Origin of the sequence: Vibrio sp. V01_P9A10T6 (assembly GCF_963877065.1) — a bacterium.
Taxonomy (GTDB): domain Bacteria; phylum Pseudomonadota; class Gammaproteobacteria; order Enterobacterales; family Vibrionaceae; genus Vibrio; species Vibrio anguillarum.
This window is the reverse complement of sequence record NZ_CAWNTB010000151.1, coordinates 1-18,670: the sequence shown is the minus strand read 5'-3', so window position 1 is coordinate 18,670 and position 18,670 is coordinate 1. Positions and strand designations below refer to the sequence as shown.

Here is an 18,670-nt window from a genome sequence, read left to right as displayed (position 1 = left end):
ACTCAAATCAACGCAAAAAAATAAGGCCACATTAACCAATGTGACCTTAATAAATCAAGAAAAACTGTTATTTTATACAGTATTACTCTTCATTGCCTGCACGTGCAGCGGCTTCTTTCACTAAAGGTTGCAGTTCGCCTTTTTGGAACATTTCGATAATGATGTCACAACCACCAATCAACTCACCTTCAATCCACAATTGTGGAAAAGTAGGCCACTGTGCGTATACAGGCAGCTCAGCGCGGATATCTGGGTTTTGCAGAATATCCACATAAGCAAATTTCTCACCGCAAGCCATCAAAGCCTGCGCAGCTTGAGAAGAGAATCCGCAACTTGGTAGCTTAGGAGAGCCTTTCATGTATAGCAGAATGGCATTTTCTTCAAGTTGCTGTTTAATTTTATCAATAGTTTCCATTGCTTCCTCTTAATGGGATAGTGCGGTTTGTTACTGACATTCTAAATCATTAATAGAGAATAAAAAGCACATATTATTTATGGATATCCTGCCTATACAACAATTTTCAATATTAGGACTTTTAATAAAGTAAAAACTTGCTAAAATACCTTCAAGTCAGTCGTATCGACGAATATCATTATAATATCTGGAAGCTACTGAAAGAGACTTTCACTCTTTCTACACAACGGAGAATCGAGCAATGTCATTCGAATTACCAGCTTTGCCTTACGCTAAAGACGCTCTAGAACCACACATTTCAGCCGAAACACTAGATTTCCACCACGGTAAGCACCACAACACTTACGTTGTGAAGCTTAACGGCCTTATTCCTGGCACTGAATTTGAAGGTAAATCTCTCGAAGAGATCATCAAAACTTCAACTGGTGGCGTGTTTAATAACGCCGCTCAAATTTGGAACCACACCTTCTATTGGCACTGCCTTGCACCAAATGCAGGTGGCGAACCAACAGGTGCCGTTGCAGACGCAATCAACGCCGCATTTGGTTCTTTTGAAGCTTTTAAAGCAAAATTCACTGACTCAGCGATCAATAACTTTGGTTCATCTTGGACTTGGTTGGTGAAAAATGCGGATGGCTCTTTAGAGATCATCAACACTTCAAATGCAGCCACACCACTGACTCACGAAGGTGTGACTCCGCTACTGACGGTTGATCTGTGGGAACATGCTTACTACATCGATTACCGTAACCTACGCCCTGACTACATGAATGGTTTCTGGGCACTGGTTAACTGGGCATTCGTTGCAGAAAACCTAGCAAAATAACCTTTTCCCCTTGGATTGGTATTTAGTCATATGAAAAGCCTGCTTTATCGCAGGCTTTTTTGTTATTTTATCTAAAGTTATCTGCTTTCTCGCCGCTAAAAGTGCATCGGTTGGAGAGGCAAATGCAAGTACATACATTAGATAAAGCCAGTATTATAAACGAGCTTCAATTTGGCTCGGGGCTAAGCCATGCTGTCCAGCAAGGACGCCGTGCGGACTTTGCACTCATACTGTCGATGTTTTCTAACGATGTACGCGACAACACTCCTGTTGAACGTATTGAAAACCCACCCACTAGTGATGAATTGTTACGTAAGCGATTTGAGCTTACGGAGCCTCAAGCACTGCGTTCCGACCAAAGCTCTTACGCTGTTTCAGCAAAACAGGCCGAGCTTTTCCATCACGGAGGGCTCGCCAGTGCGAAACTCAGTCACTACTTGACTCCTGAAGTACTCGCCTATTTGCCTGAAGATACGCATGATTTACCCGAAGAGGTATATCTTAATCTGTCAGGACATGAGCGAAGGCATCTTGCCTCCCCCTCAAACGTTGAGCTCTTAGTTGCCGATCTGTCGGTTCAACTCACCGTTGCCCACCGGCGAGATCAGATCCGTACCCAAGTTTGATGTCTTGTATGTAACACAAAACGACATTCTCTAGATCAGAATGTGAGTATGACCAAAAAAAACACATACCACGCTCGCTTAGGCTGAGTAATTTGATGTTATTCACACCCTACCCACAGTTAATCAACCATCCTATTGAGACTAAATCCCGCTACAACAATAAAACAAACAATAGGGTGAGGCACCCAATGGATATAAAAAGTGCAATAATATTAATCACTTCAGCAAGTTCGATGCTTGGTAGCACGCTGGCCGTTCATTTCGCACATTTAGGTGCAAAAATTATTTTGTGTGACCAAGACAAATTTGGATTAATGGAAACCTTTGCTCGTTGCAAAGCGATCTCTCAGGATGTTCATTATTACCACACACCAGATTACTCTTTAGAAACGATCCATCGGCTGTTCGATTTTATTGATCAAACCTATCATGGGGCACCGGATGTGCTGGTCAATAATTGGCCAAATGCATCCCTCCCCCCCTTGATAGGTGAACAACGAGCTGAAGTCTTTCTTCAGAAGCTCGCCATGATGGCCTCAACTTTATTCACTTTTGGTCAAGCAAGTGCTGAGCGAATGCGTATTAACAACAAACCAGGTGTGATTGTGAACGTCATTTCTCAAAATGATGAGTATGACCTAGCGGGAATTGAAAATGCGAATTCTATGGTTTCTGGTTTCACGCAGAGTTGGGCAAAAGAACTAACCCCTTTCAACATAAGGGTCGGAGGCGTAGTGCCTAGCGCAAAAGGTGATGTAGATGAGAAGCCCCATTGGGCTGAGCTGCAAGATGAATTAATCCGCAATACGGAATACATCGTCGCTAACGAATACTTTAGCGGACGTGTGATGTCGGCCTAGCTAGCAGTACAAGGCCGACCTACATGGGTATGATTAAAACCCTTCTTCCAGATAATCGTCAAGATACTCTTCTTCCGATTCATCATACGTTTGGGTATCAATTTCTGCTTTAAAATCTTGGCGTTGTAAATAAACATCGCGAGTTAATGAATATGGATCTGGGGAGTTTTCCAACGTCACTTCTTGAGGAACGAGCCTTGCTCGGGTCTCCAATCCTTCCAGAGCCCATTTGCCTAGGCCAGCCCAGACATTGAGATAAGAAAGTGGTACATACAAGCCATCCACAACATCTGTGGTTTCTCGAATCGTGTAGGGCCCGTATCCAGGAATCATTAAATATGGACCATTACCAACACCATAATGGCCTACCGCATCACTAAACGCTTTTTCATTGTGTTTGGTGATGCCCGCTTCTGACGCAATATCAATCATCCCAAACAGGCCTAAGGTGCTATTAATCCAAAAGCGGTTAAAGTGGTCAACGGCTTTCGTACCATTACCCATCAATATGTTGTTGATAATGCTTGAAGGTTCATCAAGGTTTGACAGAACATTGGCGATCGTTTTTCTAATTGGGTGTGGAATGTAATCCACGTAGGCAATCGCAACAGGGCGAACCAAGTATGGATCGATATAATCGTAGTTGATTGTCCACATTGATCGGTTAAAAACCTCAAAAGGATCGCCCGACTGCGTTTGATTTGATTCGGCTGACGTTGAATCCGGAGCGCTTGCACACCCTGCTAATACGAAAAGGAACAGCATAGGGCATATCAGTCGGGATAGGCGGCTTATCATTATTTATTTCCATGTATAAAGGCCGATGAGACATCGGCCTATCAATACGTTAATTGTATATAAGTGCTATTAATACTGCTTATTGATCACAACTTCAACAGGTTGACCGAGGCTCATGGGAGCACTTTCACCAAACCAATCACCTTGTTTGGTTGAAACATTGCCATCCGTATCCAAGCGTACTCGAACAATAAGCTGTGCAAGGTCGGATAACTTCCGACCCTGAACCATGCTATTGCTATCATCTAACACAACCTTAATAGGGAATTGAGTCAGTGGATAACGCGCTGCGGCAACAGGCATAGGTGCACCATCAGAACTGTGCACAGAGACTATGAGTACTGCATTTTGTTCAAGAGTCACACCATCACCGAGTGAGATGGTGACAGGAACCATTTTCCCATCGATAGCTTTAGGCTGCATTTTGCTTTGTGCTCTTTCAATACTGCGCGAAAGCATCTCATAACGGCTATCTTCAGGGCCAATCATCTGCTGCATTAATCGCCAATACTTCATCGCCGCTGGGTAATCCTGGCGTTCAAACGCATCAAACGCAAGTAGTGAAAACACGCGTAGATCAACATAATCTTGTTGTACTAATGCCGTTAAAATTTCACGTGCTTGATTTTGGTCAAGCTCATCTTGTGACAACATTAATGCTTGCGCATAGCCCAACTTCACATCTGCATCTTTTGGATCTAACGCATACGCTTTTTTCATTGAGCCAATCGATGTTTCTATATCTCTGTTAGCAAGTCCAATACGTCCAAGCAGCAACCACCCGGTCGCATCTTGAGGCTGATAATGCAGACGAGTGCGCAGCGCCAGTGTGAGATCATTCATCTCATCATCACTTAAGGCAGCACCTTCTGGTGACATCATTTTTTTTGAGAGTGCAGGTAAGTTAGCGTTCACTTGCTGCCACTGCTCTACTTGACTAGCCGCGCCAAATTTTAGGTAAAAGCCATAGCTTAAGATAACGACCAATAAAATCGAGGGGATCAAAACAACCATCGGTGATACATGTGAAGAATTTCCTTGCACCGATTGCGCAGGAATATCATCCAATAGCGACTGTTTCAGATCAGCAATCAGCTCTTGTTCGCTGTCAACCAACCCTTCTTGCGTCTCTTCGTGTAACTCTGCAAGGCGGTTTTTAAAGATCGCTTTGTTCAATTCGTCACGCAGCGCTGCATCGTTGTTCGCTCTGTTTTTGAGGATCGGCAGTGCAATGAAGACACAACCAAAGAAGGTCAGAATGAGGGTAGATAACCAAAAAAACGTCATTATTGTTTGTCTCCATGCTTCTCATCATCAACCGCGTCTTCGGCGAGCAACTGATTTAATCGCTCTTCCTTTTCGGCATCCCAAACTTCACCATTTTGAGCGGTTGATGCTTTACGACGTTTGCTGCGTAATACAATAAAACCAAAACCCAGAAACACCACACTCAAAGGACCTAGCCATAAGATGGAAGTCGCCAAAGTCAACGGTGGGTTATAGGTCACAAAGTTGCCGTAACGTGCAATCATGTAGTCAACAATGTCTTGTTCAGACTTACCTTGTTTGGTCATTTCATAGACTTTATTACGTAAGTCCTGTGCTAATGCAGCATTTGAGTCGGCAATAGTATTGTTTTGACACTTTGGACAACGCAATGTATTGCTCAACTCTTTGAATTGCTGCTCTTGCTGTGGATTATCAAACTCGTACACTTCAATTGCAGATTGCACAGAAAATACCAAAGCAAAGCTAGCAATGATCGATAATATAAAACGCTTCATTACTTCGCTTCCTCTAGAAGTTTCTGATACATAGGTTGCAAAGTTGTTTGCCAATTGGTTGGATTAACATCCCCCACATGGCGGTAACGAATAACGCCGTTGGCATCAATGAGAAAGGTTTCCGGCGCACCGTAAACGCCGAGATCTAACCCTAGCATACCATTACCATCGAACAGGCTGATCAAGTAAGGATTACCTAGCTCATTTAACCATTGAACCGCTTTATCTCGTTGATCTTTATAATTTAAGCCTATAATTTTTACACCATCACCCGCCAACCGATTGAGATATTGATGTTCGGCATAGCAGGTCGGGCACCAAGTTGCCCAGACGTTCAGCAGCAAAGGCTCGCCTTTAAATATCGCTTGGTCATACAGCTTGCCGGGTTCGGCTAAATCTTCCAAACGAAATTCAGGCACAGACTTACCAATCAGAACCGACTCCAATTTTGTGGGATCATCACCTTCGGTATTTTTGACCAACTGAGTAACAAACACGGCAACTAGACCAAGAAAAGCCACCAATGGAATAAATAGAATTTTCTTGTTCATCTACGCCTCCTGTTGGGAGCTTTTTCTAAAGCGGTAGCGTTTGTCACTGATGGCTAACGCACCACCTAATGACATCAATAAAGCACCAGCCCAGATCCAACGTACAAATGGTTTGTAATAAATTCGGATCGCCCATGAATGACCATCTTCTAATCGCTCACCCATTGCAATGTACAAATCGCGAGTGATGCCACGATCGATGGCCGCTTCAGTCATCATTGACTTGGCAGTACGATAAAAGCGTTTTTCCGCATGGAGTGTATTCACGTATTGCCCATCCTGCGTAATTTCAAAATCGGCAATATAACCATCATAGTTCGGGCCATCTTTATCTCTTAACCCTTTGAAATAAAAGTTATATTGTTGGATTTCAAAAGACTCCCCAGGTGCTAGACGAACATCACGCTCGATACTGTAGTTTTGCACCATCGCAATACCAATCACAGTAACGGCAAGACCAACATGGCCTAACATCATGGCCCAGTGGCTACGTTGTAATTTAGTCACCCCTATCATGAAGCTATGACGATGTGTCGCACGTTGGTGCAACTCGACAACGTGTAGCAAGATGATCCAAAACGCCATGACCCAGCCGATAAATGCCATCAAGCTAAAGCGTTCAGCTAGCAGGTACACCATAACCGCCGAAAGAATCAACGCCATCAGGCCACAAATCAACATCGGTTTCAAAAGCTTGGAAAAATTATCGCGCTTCCAACGGATCAGTGGACCGATCCCCAGCAAAAATGCAAATGGCACCATTAGCCATGCAAACAGCATGTTGAAGAAAGGCGCTCCTATTGATACGGAACCAAGGCCAATCTGCTTGTGGATTAAAGGTAACAAGGTGCCAACCAACACCACCACCAATGCCGCGATTAATAAGATGTTGTTGGAGAGCAGCGCATTTTCACGCGAGATCAATTCAGCATTGCCACGGACGCGTACTGCCGCACCTTTAACGGCAAACAATAGCAGTGAGCCACCGATGACAAACACCAAAAACCCAAGGATAAACAGGCCACGAGCGGGATCGGATGCAAATGCGTGTACCGAAACCAAAATACCAGATCGCACTAAGAATGTGCCCAGTAAACTGAGCGAAAATGCTGAAATTGCCAGTAACACTGTCCAAGCTTTGAATGTGCCACGTTTTTCTGTCACAGCAAGTGAGTGCATCAATGCCGTTCCCGCAAGCCATGGCATAAACGACGCGTTTTCTACTGGATCCCAAAACCACCAGCCACCCCAGCCAAGTTCGTAGTAAGCCCACCACGAACCTAGCGCGATACCTAATGTCAAAAATAACCACGCCGCAGTTGTCCAAGGACGAGACCAACGGGCCCATGCAGTATCCAAACGCCCGGTCATCAAAGAGGCTATTGCAAATGAGAATGCGACTGAAAAACCAACATATCCCATGTATAACATGGGTGGGTGAATGATTAGCCCAGGATCTTGTAGCAGCGGGTTTAAGTCACGACCATCAATTGGGAAATAGGGTAAGGTGCGTAAAAATGGATTCGAAGTCACGATGACAAACAGCAAGAATCCAACGCTGATCAGCCCCATAACGGATAAGACTCGCGCCACAGATTCCTGAGGCATACCACGGCTAAAGGTAGCCACCGCCACAGTCCATCCTGCTTGAATTAAAACCCACAGCAATAATGAACCTTCATGCGCCCCCCACACCGCTGTTAGACGGTAATACCAGGGTAATTGACTATTCGAATTACTCGCCACATATTGCACCGTGAAGTCATTGACATAAAATGCCCACAGCAAAATGCTAAATGAGACCAATAGCAATGAAAACATTCCCCATGCTAATGGCCGCGCAGTATTCATCAGCATGGTATTGTTTTTAGAAGCACCAACAAGTGGAAGTAAGCTGAGTAATATGGCAAGCCCAAGTGAAACAATAAGGGCAAAATGTCCTATTTCAACAATCATTGAGCACTTCCTTGTTTTTGTTCCGAGCTATAGGTTAACGGCTCATGCGTTTTCTTCATTGCTTCAGCAATTTCCGGTGGCATATAGTTTTCATCATGCTTGGCTAGCACTTCAAACGCTTCTACTGTGGTGGCATCTTTCAATACGCCTTGCGCAACAATACCCTGACCTTCTCTAAACAAGTCGGGTAAGATGCCTTCATATTCGACCGTCACATTTGGACCAACATCGTGGAGCTGAAATCTTACTTTTAGTGAACCCGGATCTCTTTTCACAGAGCCCACCACCACCATGCCGCCAATGCGTAGCCGTTGACCCACTTCTGGCTTTGTCCCATCGGGTTTACCGTGTACAAGCTCGGTCGGCGTATAGAAAAGGTCCATATTTTGATTGAGTGCATACAACATCAAACCAATGGTGGCACCAGCCCCAATAATCAATGCCAAAATAATGGTGAGTCTTTTTTTACGTCTTGGGGTCATAAGGTGTTCTCCATATGCTTCGCAGCATCAATTCTGGCTTGGCGTTCAACCTTTGCTTGCACATCTTGCAACAAGGTTTTGCCACGCTTGATGCTGAGCATCAGTAAAATAAACATGGATAAAAAGGTAATGCCAAATGCACTCCATACATAGGCGGAGTAACCGCCCATCGCCAAGAAATCACTCAAAGAGTCAAAATGCATGATCAGTTACCTTTCTGTGTTTGAAGGGTTGCCAATTCGATAACCCAAGGGCGATGGCTCTCTTTACTGATAATTTCATTGCGTAAGCGGATCATAGTGACCGCAGCAAAAAAGAAAGCAAAACCAAAAATATTGAGCAGCAGTGGCCACAACATGTCACTGGATATGGAAGGCTTTTCAAATTTAGTAATCGTGGCACCTTGGTGCAGGGTATTCCACCACTCAACGGAGAAATGAATGATAGGTAGATTGATCACACCAACGATGGCCAGCAGACCTGCGGCTTTTGCGGCTGTTTTTTGATCATCGAAAGCGTGGTAAAGCGCAATCACTCCCAAATAGAGAAACAGTAAAATGAGCTCAGACGTCAGACGAGCATCCCATACCCACCAAGTTCCCCACATCGGTTTACCCCAAATGGCTCCAGTAATTAACGCAATAAACGTAAATACCGCACCGATGGGCGCCATTGCAGCAGCGGCCATGTCTGACAGTTTTAATTGCCAAACTAGACCAATGAAAGCCGCAATCGCCATCGACATATAAATGCCCATTGACCAAATGGCGGAAGGGACATGAATGTAAATGATTCTGAAGCTGTCGCCTTGTTGATAGTCTGCCGGAGCATAAGCTAAACCAAGGATATTACCGACTACCAGGCATAAGATAGCGAGCCCTGCAAACCAAGGCAGGAACTTTCCACATAGCCGATAGGCGGATTCAGGCTTTGCATAGGGATGGAGCCATTTCCACATTGTATTGTCTCACTCTTACTTCATTGCTTCTGAGCATGTGTCTGCTCAGTTTATTGTGTTGTTGATACGCAACGCTCAAATGCATTGCTGAAAATATCGTTCGTACTTAATTTAGTTAACGCTGACTCTCAATGCTGCGCTAATAGCAAATGGAGTTAATGTTATCGCGCCCATAAACATTGCCCCCAAAACAGCCAATTGACCGTTGTAGAGCATGCCAAGCGATGCTGCATCAATAGCTGATGTAGCGAAGATTAAAATCGGGATATACAAGGGTAAGACCAGTAGGCTCAGCAACACGCCACCTTTTTGCAAGCCGACGGTCAATGCAACACCAATAGCACCGATAAAACTCAACGTTGGCGTGCCAATGAACAAAGTCAATACAACTGCAAGCCACGTATTAAAATCTAATGACAATAATACGGCTAACAATGGGCTAATTAAAATTAAAGGCAGTCCAGTCAATAACCAATGAGCCACGACTTTTGAAATAACGACTATGGGTAATGGCACTGGGATCAGCATCATTTGTTCAAGCGACCCGTCTTGAAAATCATCGCGAAACAGACGCTCAAGTGATAGTAGCGCCGACAGTAACGCCGCAACCCAAACAATACCTGCGGCGATACGGGCGAGCAAAGCAGGCTCTGGGCCGATACTCAGCGGAAATAGGGTAATCACTATGATAAAAAACCACAGTGGGTTAAAAATATCGGCTTGACGTCGAAAAGCGATCAATAATTCACGACGGATGATCATCCCCATGGTCACGATCATGACTCATGCCCCAATTTAATTTTTCGCAATTGCGGATAGTTAGCAAACATATCTTGGTGTGTGGTCAATACAACGATGCCACCTTGTTGCGCATGCGCTAGAAATAAGGCTTCCAACACTTTGACACCTTGCTTATCAATCGCAGTTAACGGTTCATCTAAAATCCACAACTTTTGTTGACTGAGCCATAAACGAGCCAGCGCAACTCGGCGCTGTTGTCCGGCAGAAAGCTGGCCTGCAGCCACGTCTTCTCGGCCAGCTAAACCCACTTTAGCCAAGGCTTGATATATCTCTTGAGAAGACGATTCTGCATTATGCACTGATTGATAAAAATGAAGATTCTCGAATGCCGTCAAATCGCGCTTAACCCCAGTTTGATGACCAAGAAACAGTAAATCTTGGTGGTAATCATCACGATTAGACTCAATATTCATGCCATTCCACAAAATAGAACCATCCTCTCTATCACCTAACCCGGCAACAATTCGTAGCAAGGTCGTTTTACCTGTGCCGTTCCGTCCTTCAATCTGCACCAATTCGCCAGCATGAATCACAAAGCTAAGTGCTTCAAACAGAACTCTTTCATCACGAATTGCGGTCAGGTTATTTACTTCAAGCATGTGCATCTAAATCGAGAAATTTGAGCCGCTATATTAGCACACCACACCTAAGACAAAACATAATAAGACTATTACCAGTCACGAAACTAGGTAAGAAACTGTTAATTTTTAATTATTTTCTGTCTCATTTACTACTTTATAGCTACATTTAGCCACATTCAAAACTAGAGAGGGAAGCCATTGGCTTCCCTCTCTAGTTTCGCTCTTTCGACTATTTTTTTGCAGGTCGCCTCGTACTTTGCACCGGCTCACGACCTTCCGGGTGACTACTCAGTGGCGGGATGCTTTCATGCCCTGCAATTTTCTTCTGCAAGGACATCATCAACTCAGCTTCAGCTTTAGGTAGCTCACACTCTTTAATAAGCTCATTGATGTCAGCACCGAGTTGGACCATTTTTGTCGCTCGGCTGTATAAACGCCCATCCGTATCAACATGTTCCAATTCAGTGATTCGCTCGTTTAAATGCTGGATGAGATCCTGCTGATCCGTCACTTTTTGGCCAAGACCAATAGCAACTGAGCGTATTTCCAACAGCTGTCTATTCGCCTTTTGCAACTCCTTATCTAACGATCGGGCTTGTTGTCTTTGGTGATCAATCTGTTGGGCAAGTCCCTGACGTACACGAAGTAACACCAGCAACAAAAATACAACAACAAAAACCGCGCTCCCTATAAGAATAACAGGAGCACTGAACAACATAGCTTCGCTCATTATAGGTGGACCATCTCGTCCCACTCGTCTTCAGTTAGCAGTTTATTCAGGTCAACAAGGATCAATAGCTTACCGTCACGGTTGCTCACGCCTTGGATAAACTTAGCGCTCTCATCAGTACCAACACTTGGTGTAGTATCGATTTCAGAAGAACGTAGGTAAACTACTTCCGCAACACTATCGACTAAAATACCAATCACTTGGCGCTCAGATTCAATCACAATAATGCGTGTATTATCCGTGATTTCACCTTGCATTAAGCCAAAACGAGATCGTGTATCAATGACGGTCACAACATTACCACGTAGGTTAATGATGCCAAGAACATAATCAGGAGCACCTGGTACCGGTGCAATTTCTGTATAGCGGAGTACTTCACGTACCTGCATTACATTAATTCCGTATGTTTCTTCTTCTAGTTGGAACGTCACCCACTGAAGCACTTCGTCGTTAGACTTGTCTTTTCTTACTTCTACTTCGTTAGTCTGAGACATACCTTTTCCTCTCTAAGTCGATTCCGACATCAATGTATTATTATTTCTCTAGTGCTTTTACATCAAGCCCTGCATTAAGCATAGCTATCAATGCTTCAACATGGATCAAAGCACACATTTTTTCTTTTACCATTCCAGCAAGCCACGGCCTTTTGCCTGCCTGTTCTCGCCAGCGGACCTTCTCTGAGCTTAGCAATTCTGTACCCATAAGCTGAGTACTTGCTAACCCCCACATACTGTCACCAAGCATGACGATGTATTGATAACCTTCTTTGTAGCTATCATCATGGAGCTTTTCTGCCATTACCCATTTTGCCGTATCGACAACATCTAGCTGATTATCTTTATTCGTTTGCAGTCCAAGGTACCAAGCAGGTCGACCGATTAAATGATTGAGCGTTGCCATACGGTGGATCCCCCCAAGTTCATCAAGAGGCACCGCAAACGTCACGCCATTCACTTCAAAATAGAGCACTTGAAAATCTCGTGTTCTCGCAGTGCTTTGCCATGTACCAATTCCAGAGTAGCCCGCTTGCGTTTCAAGTTCGACTTCAGCCGTCGGTTGCTCAACCACTTCCACGTCAACAGCAAATTCTTCAACAGTGTCTGCCGCAGTCAGAATTTCAACTTCAGGTTCTGTTTCCAAGGTATCGGCGGGAATATCCCATTCTTGGATCTCTTCAACAATTTCAGTCACTGGTTGAGTTTTTAAAGCGATCTGAACGGTGTTTTGCTCCATGATCTCTTCCAGCTCTAACTCTGCCACTGGATTACTTGATTCTAGCTGGCTTAATAAGCGCTGCACATCATCTAAATTCGGCAGCTCAAACTCAACCACTTCAGCATGGTAATAACTTTTTTCCGGTACAGATTGCACCGATGTCGAAAGCGCTAACTCAGGTTCAGCAAGGGACAATTCTTTTTGCTCTTCCGCTTTCAGCTCAAGTTCAATCGCTTCTTCATCTAGTAACGCTGTAAAGTAGTCATCGAGTGCTTGTTCACTGGATAAAAATGGCCCACTACTCATCAATAGCTAGCCTCTCTAAATAAATCAGCAACTGTTTATAAGCAAAAACACCACGGCTACCTTCAGCAAAATGAGAAGCAGGCAAGCGCTTTAAACTCGCATCACGAAACTTGGTGTCTATAGGTACAGCAGAGCTCCAAACTTGCTCTGGGTAATCTTTTTTAAGTTGATTCAGCGTTTGCAAAGAAGCCCGGGTTCGCTTGTCGTACATAGTCGGTACGATAGTCACTTTAAACGATCGACTACGAGATTTTTGCATGATGGCTAAGGTGCGAATCATCCTTTCGAGCCCTTTCATAGCCAGAAACTCAGTCTGCACTGGAATTAAGATACGATCGCTGGCGGCCAATGCATTAACCATCATTACCCCTAAGATTGGAGGACAGTCGATCAATACGTAGTCATAATTATGGCGCAATGCAAGAAGCGCACGTTTCAAAATCAGCCCCATTCCACTGCGGTTGCCCATGACTCTATCTAAAGTGGCTAGAGACATATGGGCAGGGATGAGATCAATGCCTTCAACATCGGTTTTTAGGATAAGAGGGGTAACGCTTTGCTCTGTTAACTCACGTTGCTGAAATAGGTCAAACAGGCTGACGGGCACGCCATCAGAATCATAACCTAAGTATGTAGTAAGCGAGGCGTGAGGGTCAGTATCGACCAACAGCACTCTTTTGCCTTGCTGACTTAGCAAACCAGCAAGCGTAATCGTTGTGGTTGTTTTACCCACACCGCCTTTTTGGTTTGCAATACTCCATACAATCATTGAACTTCCTTTATGCGAGGCCAACTTCAACTAACATTCGTTCTGATATACGCTCTAACGGTAAATCTTCAGACGAGATCCCCGCTTTTGCGACAGCTTGCGGCATGCCATACACCACGCAACTTTCTTCATCCTGAGCCCAAATGGTTGCCCCTGCGGCTTGTAACATTCGAGCCCCTTCACGACCATCGGCTCCCATACCAGTCAATATCATTGACAGCACTTTATCTGCATAGATCTTCGCCGCAGAACCGAATGTTATATCAACACACGGCTTATAATTCATACGTTCACCACCATCGATAATGCGCAATTTTGCACTACCCGGACGGCCCTCAATCATCATCTGTTTACCACCCGGAGCCAAGTAAGCAACGCCTGGGCGCAATGCATCGCCATCTTCTGCTTCTTTCACTTCAATTTTACACAGTGAGTTGAGCCGATTTGCAAATGCAGCAGTGAAAGTGGCTGGCATGTGTTGAATGAGTACGATCGGATGCGGATAATTCGCAGGTAGCTTCGTCAATATTTTTTGTAACGCAACCGGGCCCCCTGTAGAGGTACCGATAGCGGTCAACTGATATTTTTTACCTGTAGCTTTAAAGCGAGCCAATGTGCCCATTGATTTCGGCGCAGGGGAACTCGCCGTTGTAGCCGCTGTTCTATTGGCAAACGGCGACGATGTGCTCGGCACTGGGCGTGAAACCAAAGGTCTTCTCAGCATCCCTTTTTTCGACGCGATTTGAATAACCCGTTGTTGTAATAAAGCGACTGCCTCATCACGGTTACGGGCAATATCTTCAAACTTTTTCGGTAAGAAATCTAACGCTCCAGCATCTAAAGCATCTAGCGTTGCTTTGGCACCATCATGAGTCAGCGATGAGAACATCAAGATTGGGATCGGGTTCGCAGCCATAATTTCACGGACAGCAGTAATGCCATCCATAACTGGCATCTCAATATCCATTGTGATGACATCAGGCTTTAAGATTCTCGCTTTTTCTACGGCTTCTTTACCGTTAGTTGCAACATCAATCACTTCTAGACGGGTGTCAGAGTTAATAATTTCACTCACACGCCGTCTAAAAAAGCTCGAATCATCAACGACTAATACTCTAATCGCCATGGGTGTCCTTATATTGTGTGCTCATTTAAATGCGGGAAGCAGCAGCATACTGCTTAAGCAAATCTGGCACATCTAGTATTAGTGCAATATGTCCATCGCTGGTAATCGTTGCCCCAGCCATACCCGGTGTTTTTTGAAGAAGCTTATCTAGTGGTTTGATTACCACTTCTTCTTGGCCAATTAAGGTATCAACCACAAAACCAACTCGCTGGCTACCAATCTGAACAATAACAACATGTCCATGACCTTTACGCAGTTCTATTTTACCCGCTTTAGGTGCTAGCCAATTCTGTAAGTAGAAGAGTGGTATCGATTTTTTACGTACTATGATGGTCAGTTGTCCATCAACAACGTTCGTCCGGCTAAGATCAAGATGGAAGATTTCATTCACGCTCGCAAGCGGTAGAGCAAATGGATGCCCTGCGACCCCAACCATCAATGTCGGTAAGATAGCGAGTGTTAGCGGCACTTTGATCGTAATCTTAGTCCCTTTGCCCATCTCAGAATCGATGTCAATTGAACCATTGAGTGTATTGATGGCTGTTTTTACAACATCCATCCCAACACCACGACCAGAAATGTCTGAAATTTGCTCTTTACTGGAGAATCCCGCCATAAAGATTAAGTTAAAACACTCTTTATTGGAGAGACGCGACGCCGCATCTTCATCCATCATGCCTCGTTTAACCGCAATACTACGCAGCTTATCTGGGTCCATACCGCCGCCATCATCGACGATAGCTAGCTCAATATGATCACCTTCTTGCGAAGCTGAGAGTATGATTTTACCCGTGCTTGGCTTTCCAGATTTGCTACGCACATCAGGCATTTCAATGCCGTGGTCAACTGAGTTACGCACTAAGTGGATCAATGGGTCTGCAAGCGCTTCGACCAAGTTTTTATCAAGGTCTGTTTCTTCGCCCCGCATTTCAAGCACGATGTCTTTTTTCAGGGTACGTGCAAGGTCTCGAACCACGCGAGGGAAACGACCGAACACTTTCTTAATCGGTTGCATGCGCGTTTTCATAACAGCGCCTTGCAAATCCGCAGTAACTACATCAAGGTTAGCCACCGCTTTTGCCATCTCTTCGTCGTTGCTATTAAGCCCTAAACTCAGCAAGCGGTTACGCACTAGCACCAATTCGCCAATCATGTTCATAATGATGTCGAGCGTTGATGTATCAACACGGACTGTTGTTTCCGGCTGAGTTTGCGCTTTTTTAGCCACAGCAGGTGCTGATACTTCTTTTTTCTCAGCCACTGCAACCGGAGCTTTCGCCGGGGAAGAGGTGGCTGGAGCCGTTACTTTAGGCTGAGGAGCAGGTTTCGCCGCTTCAGCTTTCGGTTTTGCGGTCTCTGTTGGTTTTACAGGCTCTGCTGGCTTCACATTTTCAGAAGCAGGTCTGGTTGCCATTTCCAACTCTTCTGGCAATGGCCCTTTTCCTGAGCCATGCAGCTCGTCAAGAAGCTTTTCAAACTCCTCGTCCGTCATCAAATCATCGCCACCACCAGCAGAAGCTTTAGGTGCCGCTGTTGATTTAGGCGGAGTAGTTGGTTTCGCTGTAACCTCAGGAGCGGGTTCAACGGTTGGAGCTTTGCCTACGCCGTGCAGTTCATCAAGCAGCTTTTCAAATTCGTCATCCGTAATGTCACCACTAGCAGCCACTGATGCACTTGGGGCTTTAGGCGCTGGGGCCGCCGGTGCGGCATTTTCAGAATGAGCATTAGGCGCGGTGCCCTTGCCATGTAATTCGTCTAACAGTTTTTCAAATTCATCTTGCGTGATTTCATCGATAGAATTTGACGCGACAGCCTTTGAGGCCACTGGTTGAATGACTTCCGGTTCAGGCGCTTCGATAGCGGCCTCTTCCTCGACTTCAACTTCAGCAATAACAGGCTCCACTTCGTCAATTTCATCTTCAGAAGCAGGACGACACAATTTATGAAGTTCATCGAGTAGAGCGGGATCTGCAGGCTCTAAGGGTTCTTGATCTTGAACAGCGCGAAACTGTGCGTTAACGGTGTCTAAAGCTCGTAACATCGTATCCATCAAGCTCGATGTTACACTTCTTTGGCCATTGCGTAAGATATCAAATACGTTCTCGGCACCGTGGCACGTCTCAACCAGCTCGGTGAGGGCAAGAAACCCGGCCCCACCTTTAACGGTATGGAAACCGCGGAAAATCGCATTTAATAACTCCCTGTCTTCGGGGTTGTTCTCAAGTTCAACCAATTGCTCTGAGAGCAATTCGAGAATTTCACCTGCTTCAACCAAAAAGTCCTGAAGAATGTCGTCGTCTAATTCGTAGCTCATACGTTACCCCTAAAAACCAAGACTCGATAACAAATCATCGACTTCGTCTTGAGATGAAACCGCATCGGCTCTTTCATGAGGGTTCAAAATAGGACCTTCAGGTTCGATAGATGGGTTCTTCTTGTCTGTTTTTTGTTCTATTTGGTTAGCCCCAAAGGCAGTGAGAATCTCAACTAGGCGTTTCTCAACTTCATTAACCAGCGTAATAACACGCCGAATTATTTGGCCAGTGAGATCTTGAAAGTCTTGAGCCATCAATATCTCAGTTAGCTGACCTCGCAATTCGCTGCTGTTGCCTTCAACTTGTGATAGTAGATCATCAATACGGTGACAAAGTGCTTTAAACTCAATGAGATCAATACGCCCATGCATCAACTCATTCCATTGTGGACGCACTTTTAACAAACCTTCGTGAAGGCTGTCAGCGATCGGCATACATCGATCCACTGCATCCATTGTTTTATTCGCAGCTACTTCCGTTTTATCAATTACATATTGAAGACGATCCCTTGCATCTGGAATTTCGTCATTTGCAATCTCAGCCATGCGTTCATCAAGGTTGAACTGTTTGAGCGATTCATGCAGTTCCCTTGTCAAAGTGCCTATTTCTTGCAGCATTGGATTGCTTGCTTTGTCGTAGGTCTCTTTAAAGAGTTGATTCGCCTGATCTTGCTGTCCATTTTCCAGTAGCTGAACGAGTTCTTTTGCTTGTTCTAATGAAATCATCGATTAGCCTTTTCGCGCATAAATGAATAGAGCACCTTTTGTCTGTGACCACACGCTTTATAAACGCTCGAAAATTTTATCCAGTTTTTCTTTAAGCGTAGCAGCAGTAAAAGGTTTTACGATATAACCATTCACACCTGCTTGAGCAGCCTCGATGATTTGTTCGCGTTTTGCTTCTGCGGTGATCATCAGAACAGGCAGATGCTTAAGTTCTGCGTCTGCTCGGATATTTTTCAACAAATCGATGCCTTGCATGCCCGGCATATTCCAGTCTGTAACCACAAACTCAAAATCACCTTTCTTTAGCATAGGCAACGCTGTCAGGCCATCATCTGCTTCTTGGGTATTATTGAAGCCCAAATCACGAAGTAGATTCTTAACAATACGGCGCATTGTTGAAAAGTCGTCAACAATAAGGATCTTCATGTTTTTATTCAAAATTGCCTCCACTGAGCTCGAAATCAGTGATATTAGTCATTTTGCGTCCAAGAACTTAACTTCGTTCTTAGTCGCTGCATAGATTGGCTTAGTATCTGGCTAACGCGGGATTCGCTAACACCTAGAACTTCACCAATTTCTTTTAAGTTTAGCTCTTCATCATAATAGAGCGAAAGTACCAAAGCTTCACGTTCTGGAAGTGATTTTATTGATTCAACCAATGCTTTGCGAAACGATTCATCGGCGACTCCCTTAAATGGCGAGTTGTCTTCATCGTCATCCAGAGGAGAAATTGCATCATCAGAAATACCTAAATCTTCGATTCCGACAATCCGTGAGCAATTAATGTCAGTTAATACAGTATGGTACTGATCCAGCGACATGCCTAAATACTTCGCAACTTCTGTA

Annotated in this window: 23 protein-coding genes; 3 read left to right on the top strand and 20 right to left on the bottom strand. The window is 44.6% G+C overall.

Going from position 1 to position 18,670, the window contains the following annotated elements; genetic code table 11:
• Positions 1–82: 82 nt before the first annotated feature.
• Positions 83–415: a Grx4 family monothiol glutaredoxin gene (locus tag AACQ21_RS09685; RefSeq protein ID WP_010318865.1), complete on the bottom strand. Its 333-nt coding sequence runs from the start codon at positions 413–415 to the stop codon at positions 83–85.
• Positions 416–656: 241 nt separating this feature from the next.
• Here AACQ21_RS09685 and sodB point away from each other — a divergent pair, with 241 nt between their 5' ends.
• From sodB to AACQ21_RS09670, 3 genes are all read left to right on the top strand, one after another.
• Positions 657–1,241, top strand: coding sequence for a superoxide dismutase [Fe] (gene sodB / locus AACQ21_RS09680; protein WP_010318866.1), 585 nt, complete (start codon positions 657–659; stop codon positions 1,239–1,241).
• Positions 1,242–1,363: 122 nt separating this feature from the next.
• The gene (locus tag AACQ21_RS09675; RefSeq protein WP_026028396.1) at positions 1,364–1,867 is read left to right on the top strand and encodes a VC2046/SO_2500 family protein; all 504 of its coding nucleotides are present in this window, start codon (positions 1,364–1,366) and stop codon (positions 1,865–1,867) included.
• Between the two features lie 233 nt (positions 1,868–2,100).
• On the top strand, positions 2,101–2,727 hold the full coding sequence (locus tag AACQ21_RS09670) for an SDR family oxidoreductase (RefSeq protein WP_370685854.1): 627 nt from the start codon (positions 2,101–2,103) through the stop codon (positions 2,725–2,727).
• 33 nt (positions 2,728–2,760) lie between these two features.
• Here the strand turns inward: AACQ21_RS09670 and AACQ21_RS09665 are convergent, their stop codons facing one another.
• The 19 genes from AACQ21_RS09665 to AACQ21_RS09575 form a co-directional block, all read right to left on the bottom strand.
• Positions 2,761–3,525 carry an MlaA family lipoprotein gene (locus AACQ21_RS09665; RefSeq protein ID WP_013856383.1) on the bottom strand — a complete coding sequence of 255 codons (765 nt, stop codon included), beginning with the start codon at positions 3,523–3,525 and terminating at the stop codon, positions 2,761–2,763.
• A 69-nt stretch (positions 3,526–3,594) separates the two neighbouring features.
• Complete coding sequence (ccmI, locus tag AACQ21_RS09660; RefSeq protein WP_013856382.1) at positions 3,595–4,812, bottom strand: c-type cytochrome biogenesis protein CcmI; 1,218 nt, start codon at positions 4,810–4,812, stop codon at positions 3,595–3,597.
• Positions 4,812–5,309 (bottom strand): cytochrome c-type biogenesis protein, encoded by a 498-nt coding sequence (locus AACQ21_RS09655; protein ID WP_017042542.1) that lies wholly within the window; start codon positions 5,307–5,309, stop codon positions 4,812–4,814. Before AACQ21_RS09655 ends, ccmI begins: the two co-directional genes overlap by 1 nt.
• Positions 5,309–5,860, bottom strand: coding sequence for a DsbE family thiol:disulfide interchange protein (locus tag AACQ21_RS09650; RefSeq protein WP_013856380.1), 552 nt, complete (start codon positions 5,858–5,860; stop codon positions 5,309–5,311). The genes AACQ21_RS09655 and AACQ21_RS09650 overlap by 1 nt, the downstream gene beginning before the upstream one ends.
• On the bottom strand, positions 5,861–7,816 hold the full coding sequence (locus AACQ21_RS09645) for a heme lyase CcmF/NrfE family subunit (protein ID WP_017049118.1): 1,956 nt from the start codon (positions 7,814–7,816) through the stop codon (positions 5,861–5,863).
• Positions 7,813–8,298, bottom strand: coding sequence for a cytochrome c maturation protein CcmE (gene ccmE / locus AACQ21_RS09640; protein WP_013856378.1), 486 nt, complete (start codon positions 8,296–8,298; stop codon positions 7,813–7,815). The genes AACQ21_RS09645 and ccmE overlap by 4 nt, the downstream gene beginning before the upstream one ends.
• On the bottom strand, positions 8,295–8,501 hold the full coding sequence (gene ccmD / locus AACQ21_RS09635) for a heme exporter protein CcmD (RefSeq protein WP_013856377.1): 207 nt from the start codon (positions 8,499–8,501) through the stop codon (positions 8,295–8,297). The genes ccmE and ccmD overlap by 4 nt, the downstream gene beginning before the upstream one ends.
• Before the next feature lie 2 nt (positions 8,502–8,503).
• Entirely contained in the window at positions 8,504–9,256 is a 753-nt protein-coding gene (locus AACQ21_RS09630; protein ID WP_013856376.1) for a heme ABC transporter permease, read from the bottom strand.
• Positions 9,257–9,367: 111 nt separating this feature from the next.
• On the bottom strand, positions 9,368–10,036 hold the full coding sequence (gene ccmB, locus AACQ21_RS09625) for a heme exporter protein CcmB (protein WP_013856375.1): 669 nt from the start codon (positions 10,034–10,036) through the stop codon (positions 9,368–9,370).
• Positions 10,033–10,656 carry a cytochrome c biogenesis heme-transporting ATPase CcmA gene (ccmA, locus tag AACQ21_RS09620; protein ID WP_029189773.1) on the bottom strand — a complete coding sequence of 208 codons (624 nt, stop codon included), beginning with the start codon at positions 10,654–10,656 and terminating at the stop codon, positions 10,033–10,035. The genes ccmB and ccmA overlap by 4 nt, the downstream gene beginning before the upstream one ends.
• A gap of 211 nt (positions 10,657–10,867) precedes the next feature.
• A complete protein-coding gene (locus tag AACQ21_RS09615; RefSeq protein WP_202598892.1) occupies positions 10,868–11,368 on the bottom strand; it encodes a DUF2802 domain-containing protein in 501 nt (166 codons plus the stop codon).
• Positions 11,368–11,862 (bottom strand): chemotaxis protein CheW, encoded by a 495-nt coding sequence (locus tag AACQ21_RS09610; RefSeq protein WP_013856372.1) that lies wholly within the window; start codon positions 11,860–11,862, stop codon positions 11,368–11,370. The genes AACQ21_RS09615 and AACQ21_RS09610 overlap by 1 nt, the downstream gene beginning before the upstream one ends.
• Before the next feature lie 40 nt (positions 11,863–11,902).
• A complete protein-coding gene (locus tag AACQ21_RS09605) occupies positions 11,903–12,892 on the bottom strand; it encodes a chemotaxis protein CheW (RefSeq protein ID WP_013856371.1) in 990 nt (329 codons plus the stop codon).
• The gene (locus tag AACQ21_RS09600; protein ID WP_026027244.1) at positions 12,882–13,658 is read right to left on the bottom strand and encodes a ParA family protein; all 777 of its coding nucleotides are present in this window, start codon (positions 13,656–13,658) and stop codon (positions 12,882–12,884) included. The genes AACQ21_RS09605 and AACQ21_RS09600 overlap by 11 nt, the downstream gene beginning before the upstream one ends.
• Before the next feature lie 10 nt (positions 13,659–13,668).
• A complete protein-coding gene (locus AACQ21_RS09595; protein WP_017045237.1) occupies positions 13,669–14,784 on the bottom strand; it encodes a protein-glutamate methylesterase/protein-glutamine glutaminase in 1,116 nt (371 codons plus the stop codon).
• Between the two features lie 25 nt (positions 14,785–14,809).
• Positions 14,810–17,098, bottom strand: a complete 2,289-nt coding sequence (locus AACQ21_RS09590) for a chemotaxis protein CheA (RefSeq protein ID WP_105976537.1) — start codon at positions 17,096–17,098, stop codon at positions 14,810–14,812.
• Positions 17,099–17,107: 9 nt separating this feature from the next.
• Positions 17,108–17,824 (bottom strand): protein phosphatase CheZ, encoded by a 717-nt coding sequence (locus AACQ21_RS09585; protein WP_017045236.1) that lies wholly within the window; start codon positions 17,822–17,824, stop codon positions 17,108–17,110.
• Between the two features lie 57 nt (positions 17,825–17,881).
• On the bottom strand, positions 17,882–18,250 hold the full coding sequence (gene cheY / locus AACQ21_RS09580) for a chemotaxis response regulator CheY (RefSeq protein WP_033197405.1): 369 nt from the start codon (positions 18,248–18,250) through the stop codon (positions 17,882–17,884).
• Positions 18,251–18,294: 44 nt separating this feature from the next.
• A partial coding sequence (locus tag AACQ21_RS09575; protein WP_146127516.1) for a sigma-70 family RNA polymerase sigma factor occupies positions 18,295–18,670 on the bottom strand: 376 nt, incomplete at its 5' end.